Genomic DNA, 20,914 nt, shown 5'->3' on the forward strand with positions numbered 1-20,914 from the left:
AATTATGGATGAATTAGATATTGTCGTTGATTTACCTGTCATTTGTACCAGAGGGATGGTTGTTTTCCCTTCGCATGAAATTTCTTTAGATGTAGGAAGAAGTTTCAGTTTAAAAGCAATTGAAACAAGTATCAATGAATTTGATGAGAATGTTGTTTTTATTTCTCAAAAGAATCCACTCGATGAAAATACAGATTTTGACCATGTTTATCACTATGGAACTTTATGTAAGATTAAAAGAAGAATTAAAAGAGATAATCACGGAACAATTAAATTGACGGTGGAAGGTCAAAAAAGAATTGAAATCTTGAACTTAGAAGAAAGAAATGGTTGTCTATTTGCAAAGACAAAATATCTTGAAGATATTCATGGAGATCGTGCTGAAGAAATTGCTTTGGTCAGAAAAATAACAGATCAGATGCAAACAATGCATAAAAATCTTCAGATTTTTCCACGTGAAGTCTTTTCAAGCTTATCACAAGGAATGAGTGCAAGTGCTTTGGCTGATACAATTGGTCAGTACATCAATGTGGAGTTACCAACAAAACAGGCTATTCTTGCAGAATGTGATATTAATAAACGTTTATTGTTAGTTCTTGGTAGCATGGAAGAAGAAAAAGTTATTAATGAAATTGAAGAAAAAATCAATGTAAAAGTGAAAGAAAGCATTGATGAAAACCAAAAAGAATATTATTTAAGAGAAAAATTACGTGCTATTAAAGAAGAATTAGGTGATACACCTAATAAAGAAGATGATACGGATTATATTCGTGAAGAAATTCAGTCAAAACCATATCCTCAACATATTAAAGATAAAATTGAAGAAGAATTAAGAAGATATGATATGATGCCTGCAGCTTCTTCAGAAGCTAACGTTGTCAGAACATACATTGATTGGGTTATGAAAACACCTTGGTATCAGGAAACAGAAGATACTCAGGATATCAATGAAGTGGAAAGAATTCTTGATGAAGATCATTTTGGATTAGAAAAACCAAAGGAAAGAATTGTTGAACATTTAGCTGTTAAGCAAATGACACAATCTTTAAATGCTCCAATCATATGTTTAGTAGGTCCACCAGGAGTAGGTAAAACTTCTATTTCTAAATCTATCGCAAGAGCTTTAGGTAGAAAATTCGTAAAGGCCTCTTTAGGTGGTGTAAGAGACGAAGCTGAAATCAGAGGACATCGTAGAACATATCTTGGATCTATGCCAGGAAGAATCATTCAAGGAATGAAGAAAGCTGGTGTTATCAATCCAGTATTCCTGTTAGATGAAATTGATAAGATGTCTAGTGATTATAAAGGTGATCCAACAAGTGCAATGTTGGAAGTGTTAGATCCAGAACAAAACCAATTCTTCTCTGATAACTACTTAGAAGAACCTTATGATTTATCAAAAGTCTTATTTATTGCAACTGCTAATGATTTAGGAAGTATCCCTGATCCTTTAAGAGACAGATTAGAAATTATTGAAATTTCTTCATATACTGAACAGGAAAAATTGGAAATTGCAAAAAGACATTTGTTGAAAAAGGAATTAAAAGCTCATGGTTTAAATGAAGAACAGTTATCATTAACTGATGATGCTTTAATGTACGTTATTCGTCATTATACGCGTGAAGCAGGAGTTCGTCAGCTTGAAAGATTAATCGCAAAGATTTGTCGTAAAGCCGTTTTAAAAATCTTAAAAGATTCAAGTTTAAAATTAACATTAAATGTTGAAGATTTAGAAGAATATCTTGGTAAAGCACCATTTGAACATACAAAGAAATTAGATAAACCACAAGTTGGTGTTGTGACTGGTATGGCATATACACAATATGGTGGAGATATTTTACCAATTGAAGTCAATCATTTTGCTGGAAGTGGTAAATTTATTATTACTGGACAGCTTGGTGATGTTATGAAAGAATCAGCTTCTATAGCATTGGATTATATGAAAGCAAATTCTCAAAAGTATGGTTTGGAAAATATTGCTTTTGATAAACAGGATATTCATATTCATGTTCCAGAAGGAGCTGTTAAAAAAGATGGACCAAGTGCTGGAGTCACTTTAACAACAGCTATTTTATCCGCATTTAGTAATCGTCCAGTTCGTGATGATGTTGCTATGACGGGTGAAATTACTTTACGTGGACAGGTTTTACCAATTGGTGGATTGAAAGAAAAATCTATTTCTGCTCATCGTAGTGGTATTCGTACAATTATCATTCCTAAGGATAATGAAAAAGATATTGATGATATTCCTCAATCAGTTCAAAATGATTTGAATATTATTTTGGCTGATAATATCGACACTGTTTTAGAAAATGCTTTGGTTAAACAATAAAAACTGTTGATAATAATCAGCAGTTTTTTTGAAAGGAGATCCTATGTATAAAGTCAATAAAGCCGAATTCATGCTTTGTGCTGCATGGAAATCACAATGGCCAGATCATCACTTACCTGAAATATGTTTAGCTGGACGTAGTAACGTTGGTAAGTCTAGTCTTATCAACACTTTAACAGGTCGTCAGAAATTAGCTAAGGTATCCGGCACACCTGGTAAAACACGTACTTTAAATTTTTTCAACATTAACAATGAATTATGTTTAGTGGATGTTCCTGGCTATGGTTATGCAAAGGTAAGTGATGCAATCAAAGAAAACTTTGCGACAATGATTGATACATATCTTAAAGAACGTGATTTACTTAAGGGATTGATTTTGATAGTGGATTATCGTCATAAACCTACACATGATGATATTCAAATGTATCAATATGCGAAGTATTATGAAATTCCAGTGATTGTTGTTGCAACAAAAGAAGATAAATTAAAACGCAATGATTTGAAAAAGAATGAAAGACGTATTAAAGAAACTTTAGATTTTCAAAAAGGAGATATGTTTGTACGTTTTTCAAGCTTAAAAAATAAAGGCGTTGATGAATTATGGCAAAATATTTTAAAACTTTGCGATTTAGAAAATAACGCTTCTTAACAAATTCTTTTGTTTCTTGTATAATAGATGCAAGGAGGGGAAGAATTATGGTACATATTATGTTATGTTGTGCCTCAGGTATGTCTACAAGCCTGTTAGTTGAAAAAATGAAGAAAGCCGCATCAGAACAAGGTATTGATGCTCAGATATGGGCGGTAGGTGCTAATGAAGTGAAAGCTAATGCAGATAAGGCTGATATCATTTTATTAGGACCACAAGTTCGTTATGCACAAAAAAAGATTGAATCAGAAGCTCCAGGAGTACCTGTTGCTCATATAGATATGAGAGATTATGGTATGATGAATGGAAATTCTGTTTTAAAACAGGCTTTAAATATTATTCATGGTCAATAAATAGATGGATTTAAAAAGTTAAATGAGTTATCGAAGGATAGCTCATTTTTTCGTTTAAGATAGAAATAAGGAATATGATAAATGTATGAGCTGTTACTAATTTTTTATTCATATTCTTCTCCTTTTGGCATACAGTTTGTTAGGAGGGGTTGTATGCAAAAAATATTTTTTAAGAAAACTGTTGATTTGAATCATCAACTTCATGAATTGATTTCTATATCTGTCGATGAATCAATTAGCTATAAAATGGAGTCACAAGGAATGCGTGCGGTAGGGAGTATTATGATTAATGGTGAGTACAAAGATTTTGAAAAAAAACAACAATTTCATGAATCTATTGACTTGGATATATTTGCTTTGTTTGAAAAGATTACTGATAAAAGAGACTTTCATGTCAAGGTTGAAGATTTTGACTATCATTTAATAGATGGAAATCTTTCTTTAATCATACAGGCTTTCGTATATGGAGTACAAGATGATGAAGACCGTGTTATAGAAGCAACTGAAAAGAATCTTCGTGAAGAGACAGATGCAGTAGAAGAGATTGAAAAGCTTTTGCGCGAGGAAGAAAAGGTGACTAATGAAACACCGGTTATATCTGAAGCAGTGAATTCAGAAAAAATAAATCAATTATCTGAACCACAAACAATAGATACTTCGTTTTCAGACGATCATGACGATGAGGATCTCGGTGTTTACTATTTCTATGTTGTCCAAGATGGTGACAGTTATGAAACCATAGCAAAACGATATCAAATCGATGAGTATGCTTTAAAAGATTATAATCATGATCGTTCTTTAACAACAGGAACTATTGTGATTGTTCCTTATATGTTATGAAAGCCTTTTTATTAGAAAACTACGATATTCATGTCATTGGTGAAATAAAATTAAGTTCTCATGTTTATAAGATGAAATGTCAAGAAGGTATTTTTGTAGCGAAAATTACGTCACAAAAATCATTACAAACAATGTATGAATATATTGAAACCTTGAGTTTACATCATTTTGTGAAAATTATTCGTAATCAAAATCAGCAATATTTAACACCATATCAGCATCAATATGTTTATTTGATGCCGTTTATGGATAGTGGTTCTTCTTTTTTGAAAGAACTCAAAATTAAATTTTATTTTGAAACACTGGCATATTTACATTCACATAGTTGTTATGATATGAAAGTGAATCAACAATATTATGAAACATTAAAAAATGATATACTGAAAATTATTCATGAAAGATTATCTTATTATGAGCAAATGATGAGAAACTATGAAAATGAAATCTATCGTTCACCAAGTCAATGGTTACTAGTTATGAACTATTATCGTATTTATCATGCATTATGTTGTGCTCAACAATATTTATCGCAATATATGGATATTGTTAATGGACATCATTCCATTCGTGTTTGTCTGACTTATAAAAATTTTGATTATCAGCATATTTATTTAAAAGAGAAATGTCTTTTATCTTTAGATTATATGTGTATTGATTTACCTATTTATGATATATTTGATATGTATCAAAGAATACCAGATATATTATTTGATTTGGACTGTTTCAGTCAATGCTATATCAAGAAGTTTGAATTAAGAGAAGATGAAAAGCTCTTATTATGCTGTTTAATGAATATTGTACCAATTATACAACTAGAACATGATGAAATTGATAATATTATTAAAATATCACGTTTATTATATTATTTAGATTCAATACAGAATTTTATTTCTCAGTTATAATTGACTTTGAATGCAAGGTTTGTTAGAATAGAAGAAACGTTGAAGAGGAGGAGTACATTTTGTATTCTTAAAGAGAATCTCTGGTTGGTGTGAAGAGATAGAAGAAGAAATGGAAGGTAGCCTTGGAGTTTGTTTTCTGAAAATTCGAGTAAGTGAACACGTATAACTGCGTTAAAGTTTAGAGGTTATCTACGGATAATAAAAAAAGGTGGTACCACGAGATTTCGTCCTTTGGGTTGAAATCTCTTTTTTTTTGAAGGAGGAGAAAATTGTGGATGCAAATATGATTGTATGGATTTTATTTATTGCTGCATTATGTTTCTTAGGTTTTTTCTTTAGAAAAAGAGTGAAAGAGATGCAAACAAAACGTAAAGAGGCAATGATGGAATACGAAGTAAAAAAAGAAAAATATAGTTATTTAAAACCAGGGACTTTGGATTCTTGTCCAAGAGATGACGTAACAGCAGCTGCTTTATTTCATTGTATGAGAAAAGAAAATGATGATTTTGACCATTATTTTGAAAACATGAATGATAGTGAAAAAACTGTTTATGGAATTTATATGGTCAGTTCATCTTTGGAAGGAAAGAATGCTTCATTACATAGTTTCTTTTTAAGTCCAGCAAGTCAACCTTATGTACCAATGATTGTAGATATTTTTGAAAAGGTAGGTGCTCATGAGATTGCGGATTTAATGAAAGCAGCAAGACGTTTTGCTGAGATTATTGAAAATGATGAAGATGACAATGAAGACGATCCAGAAATGGGAGATTATTCACGTTATAATTTTTCTGATTTTACTAATGAGTTTGTAACGCTTGTCAGTACAACAAACTTACCTGAAAAACTGACTCAATTTGTATTAGAACATAAAGAGGATTTCTATGATACGGATATTCCAGAAGAAATTCATGAGGGGGATGAAAGTGATGAAGAAAGAGTTAGCGACGAAGTATGATCATAAAAGTGTAGAAGAAGGGAAATACAAAAATTGGTTGGATCATCATTATTTTGAGGCTGGTGATACATCTAAAAAACCTTATAGTATTGTCATTCCACCACCTAATGTTACTGGAAAGTTGCATTTAGGACATGCATGGGATACAACGCTTCAAGATATGATTATTCGTTATAAGAGAATGCAAGGTTATGATGCATTATGGCTACCAGGTATGGATCATGCTGGTATTGCAACACAAGCTAAAGTTGAAGCACGTTTAAGAGAAGAAGGTATTTCTCGTTATGATTTAGGAAGAGAAAAGTTTTTGGAAAAAGCATGGTCATGGAAAGAAGAATATGCTTCTATTATTCGTAGTCAATGGGAAAAATTAGGTCTTTCACTTGATTATACGAAAGAACGTTTTACTTTAGATGAAGGATTAAGTGAAGCTGTTAAGACTGTTTTTGTGACATTATATGAAAAAGGATATATTTATCAAGGAGAACGTATTATTAACTGGGATCCAGTACAACGTACGGCTTTATCAAATATTGAAGTTATTCATAAAGAAATCGAAGGACATATGTATTATTTCAATTATGAAGTTGTTGAAACTGGAGAAAACTTGGTTATTGCGACAACACGTCCTGAAACAATGTTTGCTGACCAGGCGATTTTCGTTCATCCAGATGATGAAAGATATCAGCATTTGGTTGGAAAACATGCTATTAATCCGGCCAATGGTGAATCATTACCGATTATGGCTGATAGTTATATTGATATGAGTTTTGGAACTGCTGTTATGAAATGTACACCAGCTCATGATCCAAATGACTTTGCATTAGCAAAAAAATATCATTTAGCTATGCCTAAATGTATGAATGATGATGGAACAATGAATGAGCTATGTGGTGAATACCAGGGAATGGATCGTTTTGCTTGTCGTGAGGCATTGGTCAAAGATTTTGAAGCAAGGGGCGTTGTTGACCATATTGAAAAACATATGCATCAGGTTGGACACTCTGAACGTAGTAATGCCATTGTTGAACCATATTTATCAAAACAATGGTTTGTCAAGATGAAACCTTTAGCACAGGCAGCTTTGGACAATCAATTAAGAGATTCAAAAGTTAATTTTGTGCCACCACGTTTTGAAAAAACATTTAAACAATGGATGGAAAATATTGAAGATTGGTGTATTTCACGTCAATTATGGTGGGGACATCAAATTCCTGCCTGGTATCATAAAGAAACTGGTGAAATCTATGTTGGTAAAAATCCACCTGCAGATATCGAAAACTGGAAACAGGATGAAGATGTTCTTGATACATGGTTTTCAAGTGCTTTATGGCCATTTTCTACAATGGGTTGGCCAAATAAGGATAGTGAACTCTATCAACGTTATTTCCCAACTGATACATTGGTAACAGGTTATGATATTATCTTTTTCTGGGTATCTCGTATGATATTCCAGTCATTAGAATTTACAGGTCAAAGACCATTTAAAGATGTTCTTATTCATGGTTTGATTCGTGATGAACAAGGAAGAAAAATGTCTAAATCTTTAGGTAATGGTGTAGATCCTATGGATGTTATTGATCAATATGGAGCTGATACTTTAAGATTCTTCTTGACAACAAATTCTGCTCCTGGTATGGATTTGAGATATATTCCTGAAAAATTAGATGCTGCTTGGAATTTTATTAATAAAATATGGAATTCCGCAAGATTTGTTTTAATGAATATAGATGAAGATATGTCATATGAAAATTTAAACTTTGATCATTTGAATCTAGCTGATCAATGGATTTTAAATCGTTTAAATGAAGTGATTGCATCTGTTGATGAAAATATGGATAAATTTGAATTTGTCAATGTAGGTAGTGAACTTTATAATTTCATTTGGGATGATTTTTGTTCTTGGTATATTGAGTTATCAAAAGTGCATCTTCATAGTGATAATGAAATGGAAAAACAAGCAACACAAAATACATTGGTTTATGTCTTAAATGCAATTGTAAGATTGTTGCATCCATTTATGCCTTTTGTGACTGAAGAGATTTATCAATCTATCCCTCATATGGCAGAGTCTATTTGTATTGCAAAGTGGCCTCAGGTAGAACCTCAGTTTACAAACGAAACAATTCAAGATCAATTTGTATATTTAATTGATATTATCAAAGGTATTAGAAATTTAAGAGCACAATATGTCATTAAAAATGCCATTGAAATTGCTTATTCAATTCAAACACAGAATAACCAATTAGAAAACTTATTAGAGAATCTTTCACCTTATATTTATAAGTTATGTCATGCACGTTGTTTTGGATATAATGTTGAAACATCTTCAAATGTTGCGACTGAAATGATTAAAGGTGGTAATGCTTTAATTATTGAACTTGGTGATTATGTAGACTTAGAAGCAGAAAAGAAAAAAATGGAAGCAGAGCTTCAAAAATTAGAAAATGAAATTAAACGTTGTGAATCAATGCTTTCTAATCCAAATTTTGTTCAAAAAGCACCACAACAAAAAGTTGAACAAGAAAGAAAAAAATTAGAAGATTATCAATCTAAGTATAAGACAATGAAAGAAAAGATGGATACTATGTAAAAAAAATTGGTCATTATTTAGAATTTGATATTATGATTTTGAAAAAAATTAAAATTATTATGTTGTACCAACGAAACGACCTAAGCAGTTAGGCCGTTTTTTGTATATTCATATATAATATTTTTTCAATTTAAACAAATTCAATAAAAGGTGAGTTTTTCTTGCAATCAAAAATAAACTTGGTTATTATTCTCTAAGTTGATAAGATATTATCATCGCTCAGTTTAAGTTGGTTTTTAAAATATACTATAAGGATAGATATTTTTTAAGTAATACCAGTATAATAAGAGAAAAATAGGAATAATTCATAAGAATGAAATACTTGGAATGATTATTATAAGCAATGTATAACTTTTAAAGAGCACGTTGATATAATATATATTATTTTATTAGACGTTTTATATTTCTTAACTTTAAATAAAATACTATGAAAAAACAAGCAATTGATATTGAAATGATTATGGATTTAATATTATGAATCTTATTAATTTTTTTATCAATATTTTGTTGATAAAGTTGAAAATCATATTCATATAGTTTTTTACCAATTTCTATATCACTCTTGTTACAAAGATTATATTTATCCTGATGCATTTCTTTTAGTTCGGGATAAAAAAAGATAGTTGCTTTAGCTTCTAAATAGTAGGTATTTGTTGATGAGTCAAAATCTTTGATTTCAATATCACTCATATATTTATAGTCTTGTATATCCCTTTTTTCAAAACATTGATTAAATTCTTCAAGAAGTTGAAAATAAGTATCAAAATCTTTCTTGTCAAGAGTACCATTTAAAGTAAATTCACAAAAAGCAAAACTGTCTTGAAATGAGTTGTCATTGTTATATGCATGAATAGAAATATAGTCATTAAAATGTATACGTTCATAATCAAGTAAGGAACAGCCAAAAAATATTTTTTTGATTAAATCTTTGTTATTTCTGTGATAATATATTTCATCAGATAAACCTTCTGCATAACCAAATTTTTGGTTGGCATGGAAAAAAGAATTATCATCTCGATTATTCATATATAAATTTTCTCTACGAGAGAGAAAGTATGCTGATGTTATGTTAACGAGTATAAGTACTATAGATATAATGATTAGTTTTTTCATACATTTCCTCCAGTGATATTTATGCATAAAATGTAGTATCTTCTTTTATTTTAAACAAATAATATAAAAATACAATTTTTTAAGAAAATTATCCTATTTACTTATTTATCAATAGAAGCTTTTTAGATCTTCTCATATATTTTATATAAATTGATTTTAAATTAAATCAAATGATGAAATATCATATTTCACTTCAATGGTGATTTTTGATACTTGAAAATATTCTTTGCATAGATAATTTTAAGTGTATAATAAAGGAAAACATGTGTTTTCAATCTTAAGATTAATTTTTTATGTTTTATAAAAATCTATAGAATATAAAAGTATAACTTATAATGCTAATTTCTATTTATTTTATAAATATAAAATTTATACATCTAAAAATATTTTATACAGCACCACCTAACCTCTGTCATAAAAAGAAAAATAATAAATCATGATATAACATCTAAAAATAGGGGATAAGATAATAACTTATTATAAAGTAGAAAAATAGGATATCCTTATCGTTTAAAATTAATAGTGATTTTTTTGATAATAATCGAAATATTGTAGCTCGCATAATAAATATGACCTATTGAAATTAAGATATATTATTTTTTTAGTTAGAAAAAATATATTTTAAAATAATTTCAACATCTAATCATAAAATATGAATCTTCCTTATATTTTCTTTTATAAAAAAGTTTTTTTATTTTTTTGCTGTTTTGAGAAGAAAAATGATAAAAAATTGCGTATATAATAGATGAAGGGCTACTGATGAAAGGAAGGATCAACATGAAAGAATTAACATTACAACAACAATGTGAAATTCAGGGTGGAGGTTTAATTGCGACAGCTTTACTTTATTTGATTTTAGGTGCTGCAGCTTATAAACTTATTAAATCAAAAAAGGGAAGAATTTCGATACCAAGACTCATCAGTATTGAATGGCGTGATTAGTTATGAAAGGCAATTTTGCCTTTCATATTTTTATTAATGAAACATACAATAAACATAGGAGGGGATGAATATGAAGTTTGAATGGAAAATTGTTTTGTTGTCATTAATATCTTCAGTAGTTTTTATGTTGTTATTTACATATGGATGTTCTTTAGGACAAAAAACAGTCTATGTATATCAAGTTGGTATTTATAAAGAAGAAAGCAATAAGGATAATAAAATAGCTGAATTAAAAGAAATGGGAATAGAAGGATATACTTATCAAAAGGATAATCAATATTATGTGCTTTCAATGATAACACAATCAAAAGATGAAATTGAAAAACATGCTACTCAGGTTAAAGGTATCATGAAAACTTATACTGTATCAACATCTACAACGAATGAGATGTTATTAAAATCATTATCGGATGGAGGAATTTCATGATTAAAGATTTGCCATTGGAAGAAAATCCAAGAGAAAAAGCGATTGCTTTTGGAATTGAGACATTAAGTAATGTTGAATTGATTGCTTTGATTTTACGTACGGGATATAAGCAGGAATCTGTTTTGGAATTAGCACAGCGACTCTTAAAGGAAATAGGTGGTTTTTCAGCTCTTTCCACTGTAACTTATGCAGATTTAACAGCTTTAAAAGGAATCAAACAAGCTAAAGCTATTGAATTGTTAAGTATTATTGAAATTGCGAAAAGATTGAAAAATATATCTACGTTGGAAAAGTCGCTTTTGAATCCATATGATATTTTTGAAAGAGTACATAATCAATTGATGTTTTTGAAACAGGAACATTTTTTGGTTCTTTGCTTAGATAATAAAAATAGAGTTCTTAAAGAAAAAACAATATTTATCGGATCTTTAAATATGAGTGTTGTAACACCAAGAGAAGTTTTTAAGGAAGCGATTGCTGTAAATAGTGCGAAGATTGTTTTGGTTCATAATCATCCCAGTGGTGATGCTAGACCGAGCCATGAAGATATTTGCATGACGAATCAATTCAAGGAATTAGGAAAAATGATGGATATAGAAGTGATAGATCATATTATTATTGGATGGAATCAATTTTATAGCATTGAAGCTAACCAGTTGTTTGAAAGTCAGCAAGATGTGAAAATATAGGAATTTGATAAATTGTTTTTTATGAATTGCTTTTTTTATATAGAGATATTATAATGAATGAATGATGAGGTGGTATCTTTGTATAGAAAAGGCAATAAATGGTCAAAACAAAAAAGAAGAATTGTTATTATTACTGTTGTTCTCGTCTTTTTTTCTGTCGTTACACTAATAACAAGTCGTTCAGCTTCTGGACTTGAAATTATATTTAGAGACACAATCGCTAATCTTGAGTATTATGTGATTAAAGCACCTGTTCAATATGTGACAGGTTTATTTGATGAATATAATGATCTTAAAGATGTATATGAAGAAAATGCAAAACTTAAGGAACAATTGGATAATTTAGCTAGAGAAAGTGCAATGAATGAAGTTTTAACGAATGAATTAAATGATTTAAAAGAAATGATGGAGATGAATTATTTACCTACAGAGTATCAGGTGAAATATACAAATGTTATCTCTAGAGATGCAGAAAATTGGAGTAACCAGGTAACAATCAATCTGGGAAGGATTTCTGGTATTCAAGAAGGAATGGCTGTTGTGAATGCTCAAGGAATGATTGGAACAGTAACAAATGTCAGTGAAATTTCTTCTACTGTATCTTTACTTTCAAGTGAAAATGCAAAATCACAATTACCAGTTATGATTATGAGTGGTGATAATGAATATTATGGTTTATTAAATCGTTATGATATCAATAGTCATAAATATACAATTACATTATTAAGTGATGTAGAAAGAATTGAAAAAGGATCTCAAGTTGTAACCAGTGGGCTTGGTGGTGAAGGAAAGAGCCCTAGAGGTATCTTGATTGGAACAGTAGATAGCTATACAGCTGGTGATGATGCAACGACATCAGTCTGTGAAGTGACACCAAGCGTAGATTTTGATTCTTTAAATGCTGTAGCAGTTGTCCAAAGGGTGAATGAAGAATGAGAAAACGCGTTCAAGAGAGTTATCTTGTCAAATGTTTTTTAGTTGTTTTTTGTTGCTTCATTGTTGACAGTACTATTCATTTCTTTTTACCTTATAATTTTACAAAGACTGGCATAACAGTGACACCTTGTTTGGGATTAATGATGTTTGCATTGCTTGTCAGAACGATTGATGGTGTTGCTGAAAGATATTTCTTTGCTGCTATTTGCAGTGTTTACTATTCAGTTGTATATGCGAATTCTTTAGCTATATATATCCTTATTTATTGTTTAATCGTTTTTATTCGATCTTATCTTTTTAAATTAGACACACTTAATCTTATGGAAACTGTCATTTATTGTGTTTTGACAATATTCGCACAGGAATCTGTTATATATTGGTTGATGTGGATTACCAATATTACAAGATATCCCATGTTATCATTTGTAACAATGCAACTTTTACCAACATTGCTGGTGAATGCCATATTGTCATTAGGGATTTATTGGGTCTACAATAAAGTGAAGATCGAGGTGGAATAATGAATCATATTCAAGTCAAAGGAATTAATGGTATTCTCGTTATGAAAGTGAATGACGATTGTTCATTTGCTCAATTTTTAGAAGATTTAGATCAGCTTTTGGATCAGCCGCTTTTTTTACAAGAGGGCTATTATCCAAGAGCTTTTTTTGATTTTGGTTGTCGGGTTTTGTCTGATGATGAAATGCATCAATTGATAACATTACTCATGAAAAAAGAAAGGGTTTTGTTTGATGGTATGAAACTTCCATCATCTCAACATCATGTTTGTATCAAAAAAGAACAGTTACATAATGGTGAAGAAATTTTTATTTATGATGAAACATTATTTTTAGGAACGGTGAATGTTGGGAGTTATGTTTACTGTTATCAAAACGTTTATTTTTTAAATACTGTCAAAGGAACTATTATTGTTATGAATGAAGATGTGAAAATATTTGGTCATGATTTTTGTAATGCACAAATTATAATAAATCAACAAAGTTTACACGATTTGACAACTTCTGCATTAACAAGCGTCTATTATAAAGATAATCAGATTATTTTGACGAAGGAGGAAAATTATGTGCAGAACGATAGTTATTACGTCGGGTAAAGGAGGAGTTGGTAAAAGCAGCATAACGATTAACTTAGGTTATGCATTGGCGCATATGAATAAAAAAGTTTGTTTAATAGATGCAGATTTTGGATTAAAAAACCTTGATGTTATGTTAGGTTTAGAAAATAGAGTGATATATGATCTTAAAGATGTGATTTCTAATAAATGTTCATTACAACAAATATTGGTCAAAGATAAAAGAATGGCATCATTATATCTTTTGCCTGCTTATAAATCATTATCTTTTGAAAATCTGAATTTAGATTATATGATTAATCTGGTAGAACAGTTGAAAAAGGATTTTGACTATATTTTGATAGATAGTCCAGCGGGAATTGAAAAGGGATTTCAATATGCCAGTAGTTTATCCCATGAAGCGATTATTGTTGTCAATCTGGATACTGTTTCTTTACGTGATGCTGATCGCGTTGTTGGATTACTTTTGAAACAAGGTGTTGATGAATTACATATGATTGTCAACAAATATAACGATATTGATGTTCAAAAAGGGCGTTGTCCTTCTCTTAAGGAAGCCTATGATATCTTGTCTGTTCCACTTTTAGGTATTGTTTATGAGGAACATGATATGATTGAAGCAAACAATAAGGGAATGCCAATTTATATGAATAAAAAAGCAAATCTTTATCATTGTTTTGATCGTATTGTGAAAAGGCTGGAAGGTCAGGAAATACCATTTCAGAAAAATAAAAGAAAACCACTTATAGAACGTATTTTTGGATAATATTTTATCAATGAATTTCATAAGTTAAAATGAGGTGAAAACTTGTGAATGATATTGATGAAATTAGAAAGAGAATGGAAAAAAGGAGAGCTCAACGTCATCCTATCTTGACTGATCGTCATTTTTCAAAATTTTATAATGCAATGATTAAAGCTATGGTTGCTCTTTTGGTCGGTATTGCTGTTTGTGCATATGTCAAAATAAGCCCAAATGGCGAACATATCAAAAACTATGTATTAAATGATTTACAATTTTCTAAAGTAAATCAATGGATTAATAATGAAATATTATCTTTTCAAAATCAGGATGAAACAGCAACCGTTTCATCAAAAATCAGTTATACACATATCAAAGATAACTATTATACCAATCAGACAAATGAAGCATTAAATTTTGGAAAGGGACGTGTGATATATGTGGGAGAACAGGATATGCTTGGAAAGTATGTTACTGTTCTGCTGGAAAATAATGTAGAAGTTACATTTGGAAACCTTCAGGATGTTTTTGTCAGTCTTTATGATCAGGTGGAAGAATCGACAATTTTAGGCACATATGAAGATCAGATCATGATTATTTTTACGCAAGGCGAACAGGAAATTGATTATTCAACATTTGAAGAACTTATATCATAAGTTATCCGTCCATCCTTTAACACTTATTTATTTTGTTTTGGCTTGGATGGGAGGATATTTAAAATGGTATCTTTCAACATTACTGATTGTGTGTCTTCATGAAATATGCCATCTTTTGATGGCATATTATTTTCATTTTCAAATTAAAAAAGTAGAAATATTACCTTTTGGTGCATATTTAACTTTGGATGATTTTTATTATCGCTCTATCATACAGGAAATGTGTGTTGTCTTGGCAGGACCATGTAGTCATATTGTGATAGGATTGTTTATTCCTCTACTGACAAAAGGTGTTTATCAGGAATATTTATTGATGATGAATCAATTTGTTTTTCTGTTTAATATTTTGCCTATTTATCCTTTAGATGGAGGACGCTTTATGAGTTTACTTCTCCAAAGTGTGATGGATTTAAAAAAATCTTTAATCCTGACATTAAAGATTTCAATATTTGTCTATTGTCTTCTTTTTCTTTTCTACTTACAAATCAATACAATAGTGATTTTATGCTATCTTTTATATCAACTTATTCAATATTATCAGTTTATTTATGATTATTTAAGGATATACTATAGTCGCATTCCTTCTTTTCCGGAAAATAGACCTATTCTGATTCATCATCATTTGATTTATCGTAGAGGTTATCATAATTACTATTTGATAAAAGAACAATTATTAGATGAAAAAGAAGTGATAAGTGATTTGATAATGAATATAAAAATGTAAAAAGATAGGAAATTATCTTGTTTTTTTTGATATGTTATGTTATTATACAACAGGTATTGAAAATACACACATTGTGAATTCATAAATCTAGTGCCGTTTGGTGGTTTGTGTTAGAAACAATGGAGGAAAAAACGAAAAGGAGGAAGTTACAATGCCAGTAATTTCAATGAAAAAATTATTAGAAGTTGGTGTTCATTTTGGACATCAGACAAAAAGATGGAATCCAAAAATGGCTCCATACATTTTCACAGCAAGAAATGGTATCTATATCATTGATTTAAAGAAATCATCTGATAAAATTGATGAAGCTTATGCAGCTTTAATGGATATCGTTGCTAAAGGTGGAAAAGTTTTATTTGTAGGAACAAAAAAACAAGCTCAAGAAGCTGTTCAAACTGAAGCTGAAAGATCTGGAAGCTTCTATGTCAATTCTCGTTGGTTAGGAGGAACATTAACTAACTTCAAAACTATCCAAAAGAGAATTAGAAGATTAAAAGAATTAGAAAAAATGGAAGAAGATGGAACTTTAGAATTATTTACAAAAAAAGAAGCAGTTCTTCTTATGAAAGAAAAAGCTAAGTTAGAAAAGAACTTAGGTGGTATCAAAGAAATGAGAAGATTACCTAATGCTTTATTTGTAGTAGATCCTAAAGTTGAACATAATGCTGTTGCAGAAGCAAGAATCTTAGGTATCCCAGTATTTGGTATCGTTGATACAAACTGTGATCCTGATGAAGTGGATTATGTAATCCCAGCAAATGATGATGCTATTAGAGCTGTTAAATTAATTGTTGCAGCTATGGCTGATGCAGTATGTGAAGCAAAAGGTGAACCTGTTACTGTTGCTTATGTAAAAGATGAAGATGATAAAGAAGTATCAATGAATGATGCTGTTGCTTCTGTAGAAGAAAACAAACAAAAAGGACCTAGATATAAAAATGCTGGACGTCCTAGAAATAACAAACCTGCTGAAGTAAGCAAACCAGCTGAAGTTAAAGAAGAAAAAACTGAAGCATAGTTAATAAGAGGGGAAGCTTATGCTTTCCTTTTTTTATAAAAAAAGATGGAGGAGAAAAAAATGGCTATTAGTGCAAAATTAGTAAAAGAATTACGTGAAAAAACTGGTGCTGGAATGATGGATTGTAAAAAAGCACTTGAAGCTTGTAATGGTGATTTAGAAGCTTCTTTTGACTGGTTAAGAGAAAAAGGTATTGCAAAAGCTGCTAAAAAAGCAGATCGTATTGCTGCTGAAGGTTTAACTGCTTTCGTTGTTGATGGAAATGCTGCTGCAATCGTAGAAGTCAACTCTGAAACAGATTTCGTTGCTAAAAATGCTGAATTCCAAGAATTAGTAGCTTTAGTTGCAAAAACAATTGTTGCTGCTCAACCAGCAGATGTTGAAGCTGCATTACAATTGGATGTTGATGGTAAAGATTTAGGAACTGTTATTGCTGAAAAAAGTGGTAAAATTGGTGAAAAATTAAGCTTAAGAAGATTTGCTGTTATGAATAAAAATGATGACGAAATCTTTGGAGCATATTCTCATATGGGTGGGAAAATGTGTGCTTTAGTTAAAGCTTCTGGTATTGATGAAGTGAAAGCTAAAGACATTGCTATGCAAGTTGCTGCAATTGCTCCACAATATATTGATAGAACAGCTATTCCTGCTGAAATTTTAGAACATGAAAGAACTGTTTTAAAAGCTCAAGCTATGGAAGAAAATGCACAAAGTGCAAAACCAAAACCAGAAAATATTATTGAAAAAATGATTGAAGGACGTTTAAATAAAAACTTAAAAGAAATGTGCTTAGTTGATCAAGCTTTCATTAAAGATTCTGATCAGACAGTAGCTCAATATTTAGGAAAAGGTAAAGTTTTAGAAATGGTTCGTTTTGAAGTTGGTGAAGGAATGGAAAAACGCGAAGAAAACTTTGCTGAAGAAGTTGCTGCTCAAATGAGAGGATAATTATATAAATAGAAAGGACACACTTTTTGTGCCCTTTTCTTGTAAAATGGAGGAGAGATCATATGAAATATAAAAGAGTTTTATTAAAGCTGAGTGGTGAAGCTTTAGCTGGAGAACAAGGATTTGGCATTAATCCTGTTGTTGTTGCAGATGTAGCTAGACAAATTAAAGATGCTAAAGATTTAGGTGTTGAAATTGCTATTGTTTGTGGTGGTGGAAATATCTGGCGTGGAAAAACAGGTAGTGATATGGGTATGGAAAGAGCTGCTGCTGACTATATGGGAATGTTAGCCACTGTGATGAATGGTATGGCTTTACAAAATGCTTTAGAAGCTATTGGATTAGATACAAGATTATTATCTGCAATTGATATGAAAGAAGTGGCTGAGCCTTATATTAGAAGAAGAGCAGTACGTCATTTAGAAAAAAATCGTATTGTTATTTTTGGAGCAGGTACAGGTAGCCCATTCTTTACAACTGATACAACTGCAGCTTTGCGTGCTGCTGAAATGAATGCTGATGTTATTTTGATGGCAAAAAACGGAGTTGATGGTGTTTATTCAGCTGATCCAAAAGTTGATCCACAGGCGAAAAAATATGATCATATAACTTATTTGGATGTCTTAAATGAAGATTTACATATTATGGATCAGACAGCTATTACATTATGTAAAGATAATGGTATTGATCTTTGTGTATTTAATATGCAGGAAGATGGTAACATTGCAAGAGCTTGTAATGGAGAATCCATAGGAACAATTATTTCGAAAGGAGGGAAAGAAACATGTTAGATCTTATTTTAGAAGAAACAAAGGAAAGAATGGAAAAGTCTATAGAAGCTTTTAAACATGAATTGGCTTCTGTAAGAACTGGTCGTGCAAATCCAACAATGCTTGACCGTGTCAAAGTGAATTATTGGGGTGAAATGACACCATTAAATCAAACAGCTGGTATTTCTGTTGTCGAAGGACGTCAGTTGGTTATTAAGCCTTATGACAAAAATATCTTAAAAGATATCGAACATGCTATTTATGAGGCTAATTTAGGATTGACTCCTCAAAATGATGGTGAAATTATTCGTATCAACGTTCCTGCTTTAACAGAAGAAACAAGAAAAGAATATGTTAAACAAGCAAAAAAATATGCTGAAGAAGCGAAAGTTGCTTTACGTAATATTCGTAGAAATGCCAATGATGATGTTGAAAAAGCAGATTTATCTGAAGATGAAGTGAAAATGGGAAAAGAAAAAGTTCAGAAATTAACTGATCAATATGTTAAAGTCATTGATCAATTAACAAAAGAAAAAGAAACAGATTTAATGACTGTTTAAATTTCATGAAACTCTTACTCTTTATTGATGAGTAGGAGTTTTTTATTGGTGTAGTGAGATGACATTTTTTTTGATAAGAGTTCGCATGTTGATATCTTTTATGTTATAATACAAAAAGATTATGAGGTGAAAGTATGCTTTTTAAGAAAAAAAGAGATTTTGATTATGATTTAGATATGGATAACATTCCACAACATATTGCTTTTATTATGGATGGTAATGGACGTTGGGCCAAAAAAAGAAAAATGCCACGTACTTATGGTCATCATGAAGGGACAAAAACAATTCGTACTCTAGCATTAGAAGCTAATCGTTTAGGTGTGAAAGCAATGACAGTATATGCTTTTTCAACAGAAAACTTTAAAAGGGATGCGAGTGAAGTTGATTATATTTTTAAACTTCCTAAAGAGTTTTTTAATCTTTATTTAAAAGAACTTATGGATAATAATGTCCAGATTCGTTATATTGGTCATTTAGAAATGGCACCTTTAGAAACGAGAAACATTATTGAAGAAGCTGTTCATCAAACTTCTCATAATAATGGGTTAATATTGACTTTTGCTTTTATTTATGGTGGTAGAGATGAAATTGTTGAAGCAACAAAGATGATTTGTGAACAGTATAAAAATGGTGACATAACACTTGATGATATCACTGAAGATTATTTTGAAAGTCATCTTATGACTAAGGATTTACCTCCAGTTGATTTGATGGTGAGAAGTAGTGGTGAATATCGCTTATCCAATTTCTTGCTTTGGCAATTGGCTTATGCTGAGTTTGTTTTTGATGATACACTCTGGCCTGATTTTGATGAAGAAAGACTTCATCATGCTATTGCAATTTATCAGGGTAGAGAAAGAAGGTTTGGGGGTGTTCATCAATGAAAACGCGAATTATAACAGCCTTAATTCTTTTGATTGTTATTTTGCCATGTGTTATTTTTGGAGGATTATCGTTTAAATTATTATTAGGTATTGTTGCAGGTATTGCTGTTTTTGAAATGCTTTCGATATGTAATCGTCCAAAAGCTCATATATATCTTTATCCAATCACTGCAATTTTTGTTTTTTATTCATTGTTTTTTGAAAATGCTTTACTGATTTCTAGTGAAGCAATCATTCTATATATGATTATTTTAATGATTTGTAGTGTTTTTGATGACGGCATGAATTTTTTAAGATTATGTTATTATTTTACTGCTGGGGTTTTGATTGCGATGGGTTTACATATGCTTTATCAGTTAAGAATAATATATGGATTTGATTATATTTTAATTCTTGCATTGGCAACTTTTGGGACGGATACAGGAGCTTATTTTGCAGGGATGCTTTTTGGCAAACATAAATTAAATCCTCGTTTATCACCTAAGAAAACGATTGAGGGTTCAATCGGGGGAATAATTTTAGGGACTGTTCTTTCTGTTGCCTATGGAGCATATATTCAAATAGACATGCCAATGATTTGGTTTGCTGTAATGTGTATTTCGCTGACAATGACAAGTCAGATTGGGGATTTGACATTTAGTAGTATGAAACGTACTTTTGAAGTCAAAGATTTTTCGCAGATTTTACCAGGACATGGTGGCATTTTAGATCGCTTTGATTCGATTTTATTTAATGCTATGGTTTTTGGAATTTTTATTCATTTTATAACAATGGTGGTGGCTTAA

General features: G+C 30.5%; 23 protein-coding genes and 1 other annotated feature. Of the genes, 22 read left to right on the top strand and 1 reads right to left on the bottom strand.

Annotated elements, in window-relative coordinates; genetic code table 11:
• Positions 1-4: 4 nt before the first annotated feature.
• The 7 genes from lon (at position 5) to ACZYT4_RS08525 (ending at position 8,627) form a co-directional block, all read left to right on the top strand.
• On the top strand, positions 5-2,332 hold the full coding sequence (gene lon, locus ACZYT4_RS08495) for an endopeptidase La (RefSeq protein WP_463784622.1): 2,328 nt from the start codon (positions 5-7) through the stop codon (positions 2,330-2,332).
• Between the two features lie 43 nt (positions 2,333-2,375).
• The gene (gene yihA, locus ACZYT4_RS08500; protein ID WP_463784626.1) at positions 2,376-2,981 is read left to right on the top strand and encodes a ribosome biogenesis GTP-binding protein YihA/YsxC; all 606 of its coding nucleotides are present in this window, start codon (positions 2,376-2,378) and stop codon (positions 2,979-2,981) included.
• 47 nt (positions 2,982-3,028) lie between these two features.
• A complete protein-coding gene (locus ACZYT4_RS08505) occupies positions 3,029-3,334 on the top strand; it encodes a PTS sugar transporter subunit IIB (protein ID WP_463784630.1) in 306 nt (101 codons plus the stop codon).
• Positions 3,335-3,487: 153 nt separating this feature from the next.
• Positions 3,488-4,174: a LysM peptidoglycan-binding domain-containing protein gene (locus ACZYT4_RS08510; RefSeq protein WP_463784634.1), complete on the top strand. Its 687-nt coding sequence runs from the start codon at positions 3,488-3,490 to the stop codon at positions 4,172-4,174.
• Complete coding sequence (locus tag ACZYT4_RS08515) at positions 4,171-5,076, top strand: hypothetical protein (RefSeq protein ID WP_463784636.1); 906 nt, start codon at positions 4,171-4,173, stop codon at positions 5,074-5,076. The genes ACZYT4_RS08510 and ACZYT4_RS08515 overlap by 4 nt, the downstream gene beginning before the upstream one ends.
• A gap of 30 nt (positions 5,077-5,106) precedes the next feature.
• Positions 5,107-5,311: a binding site (T-box leader), on the top strand.
• 36 nt (positions 5,312-5,347) lie between these two features.
• Positions 5,348-6,034 (top strand): DMP19 family protein, encoded by a 687-nt coding sequence (locus ACZYT4_RS08520; protein WP_463784638.1) that lies wholly within the window; start codon positions 5,348-5,350, stop codon positions 6,032-6,034.
• Positions 6,006-8,627, top strand: coding sequence for a valine--tRNA ligase (locus ACZYT4_RS08525; protein ID WP_463784640.1), 2,622 nt, complete (start codon positions 6,006-6,008; stop codon positions 8,625-8,627). Before ACZYT4_RS08520 ends, ACZYT4_RS08525 begins: the two co-directional genes overlap by 29 nt.
• Before the next feature lie 381 nt (positions 8,628-9,008).
• Here the strand turns inward: ACZYT4_RS08525 and ACZYT4_RS08530 are convergent, their stop codons facing one another.
• Positions 9,009-9,740: a hypothetical protein gene (locus ACZYT4_RS08530; RefSeq protein WP_463784641.1), complete on the bottom strand. Its 732-nt coding sequence runs from the start codon at positions 9,738-9,740 to the stop codon at positions 9,009-9,011.
• Positions 9,741-10,517: 777 nt separating this feature from the next.
• On the opposite strand from ACZYT4_RS08530, the gene ACZYT4_RS08535 reads away from it, so the two are divergent.
• The 15 genes from ACZYT4_RS08535 (at position 10,518) to ACZYT4_RS08605 (ending at position 20,914) form a co-directional block, all read left to right on the top strand.
• The gene (locus tag ACZYT4_RS08535) at positions 10,518-10,682 is read left to right on the top strand and encodes a hypothetical protein (RefSeq protein ID WP_463784646.1); all 165 of its coding nucleotides are present in this window, start codon (positions 10,518-10,520) and stop codon (positions 10,680-10,682) included.
• Positions 10,683-10,752: 70 nt separating this feature from the next.
• Complete coding sequence (locus ACZYT4_RS08540) at positions 10,753-11,109, top strand: SPOR domain-containing protein (RefSeq protein ID WP_463784648.1); 357 nt, start codon at positions 10,753-10,755, stop codon at positions 11,107-11,109.
• Positions 11,106-11,798 carry a RadC family protein gene (radC, locus tag ACZYT4_RS08545; protein WP_463784650.1) on the top strand — a complete coding sequence of 231 codons (693 nt, stop codon included), beginning with the start codon at positions 11,106-11,108 and terminating at the stop codon, positions 11,796-11,798. The genes ACZYT4_RS08540 and radC overlap by 4 nt, the downstream gene beginning before the upstream one ends.
• Positions 11,799-11,867: 69 nt before the next feature.
• The gene (mreC, locus tag ACZYT4_RS08550) at positions 11,868-12,734 is read left to right on the top strand and encodes a rod shape-determining protein MreC (RefSeq protein WP_463784792.1); all 867 of its coding nucleotides are present in this window, start codon (positions 11,868-11,870) and stop codon (positions 12,732-12,734) included.
• Positions 12,731-13,255, top strand: a complete 525-nt coding sequence (locus tag ACZYT4_RS08555) for a hypothetical protein (RefSeq protein ID WP_463784652.1) — start codon at positions 12,731-12,733, stop codon at positions 13,253-13,255. Before mreC ends, ACZYT4_RS08555 begins: the two co-directional genes overlap by 4 nt.
• Entirely contained in the window at positions 13,255-13,848 is a 594-nt protein-coding gene (locus tag ACZYT4_RS08560; RefSeq protein WP_463784654.1) for a septum site-determining protein MinC, read from the top strand. Before ACZYT4_RS08555 ends, ACZYT4_RS08560 begins: the two co-directional genes overlap by 1 nt.
• Positions 13,817-14,593: a septum site-determining protein MinD gene (minD, locus tag ACZYT4_RS08565; protein ID WP_463784656.1), complete on the top strand. Its 777-nt coding sequence runs from the start codon at positions 13,817-13,819 to the stop codon at positions 14,591-14,593. Before ACZYT4_RS08560 ends, minD begins: the two co-directional genes overlap by 32 nt.
• Before the next feature lie 44 nt (positions 14,594-14,637).
• Entirely contained in the window at positions 14,638-15,225 is a 588-nt protein-coding gene (locus ACZYT4_RS08570) for a hypothetical protein (RefSeq protein WP_463784659.1), read from the top strand.
• A complete protein-coding gene (locus tag ACZYT4_RS08575) occupies positions 15,191-15,949 on the top strand; it encodes a site-2 protease family protein (protein WP_463784661.1) in 759 nt (252 codons plus the stop codon). The genes ACZYT4_RS08570 and ACZYT4_RS08575 overlap by 35 nt, the downstream gene beginning before the upstream one ends.
• Before the next feature lie 151 nt (positions 15,950-16,100).
• Positions 16,101-16,967: a 30S ribosomal protein S2 gene (rpsB, locus tag ACZYT4_RS08580; RefSeq protein WP_463784663.1), complete on the top strand. Its 867-nt coding sequence runs from the start codon at positions 16,101-16,103 to the stop codon at positions 16,965-16,967.
• 60 nt (positions 16,968-17,027) lie between these two features.
• Positions 17,028-17,915, top strand: coding sequence for a translation elongation factor Ts (gene tsf, locus ACZYT4_RS08585; RefSeq protein WP_463784666.1), 888 nt, complete (start codon positions 17,028-17,030; stop codon positions 17,913-17,915).
• A gap of 62 nt (positions 17,916-17,977) precedes the next feature.
• A complete protein-coding gene (pyrH, locus tag ACZYT4_RS08590; RefSeq protein WP_463784668.1) occupies positions 17,978-18,706 on the top strand; it encodes a UMP kinase in 729 nt (242 codons plus the stop codon).
• Positions 18,700-19,245, top strand: a complete 546-nt coding sequence (gene frr, locus ACZYT4_RS08595; RefSeq protein WP_463784671.1) for a ribosome recycling factor — start codon at positions 18,700-18,702, stop codon at positions 19,243-19,245. The genes pyrH and frr overlap by 7 nt, the downstream gene beginning before the upstream one ends.
• A 134-nt stretch (positions 19,246-19,379) precedes the next feature.
• Positions 19,380-20,129 (top strand): isoprenyl transferase, encoded by a 750-nt coding sequence (locus tag ACZYT4_RS08600; protein WP_463784674.1) that lies wholly within the window; start codon positions 19,380-19,382, stop codon positions 20,127-20,129.
• Positions 20,126-20,914, top strand: a complete 789-nt coding sequence (locus ACZYT4_RS08605) for a phosphatidate cytidylyltransferase (protein ID WP_463784676.1) — start codon at positions 20,126-20,128, stop codon at positions 20,912-20,914. Before ACZYT4_RS08600 ends, ACZYT4_RS08605 begins: the two co-directional genes overlap by 4 nt.

This window comes from Massilimicrobiota sp. mt181, from assembly GCF_055420065.1.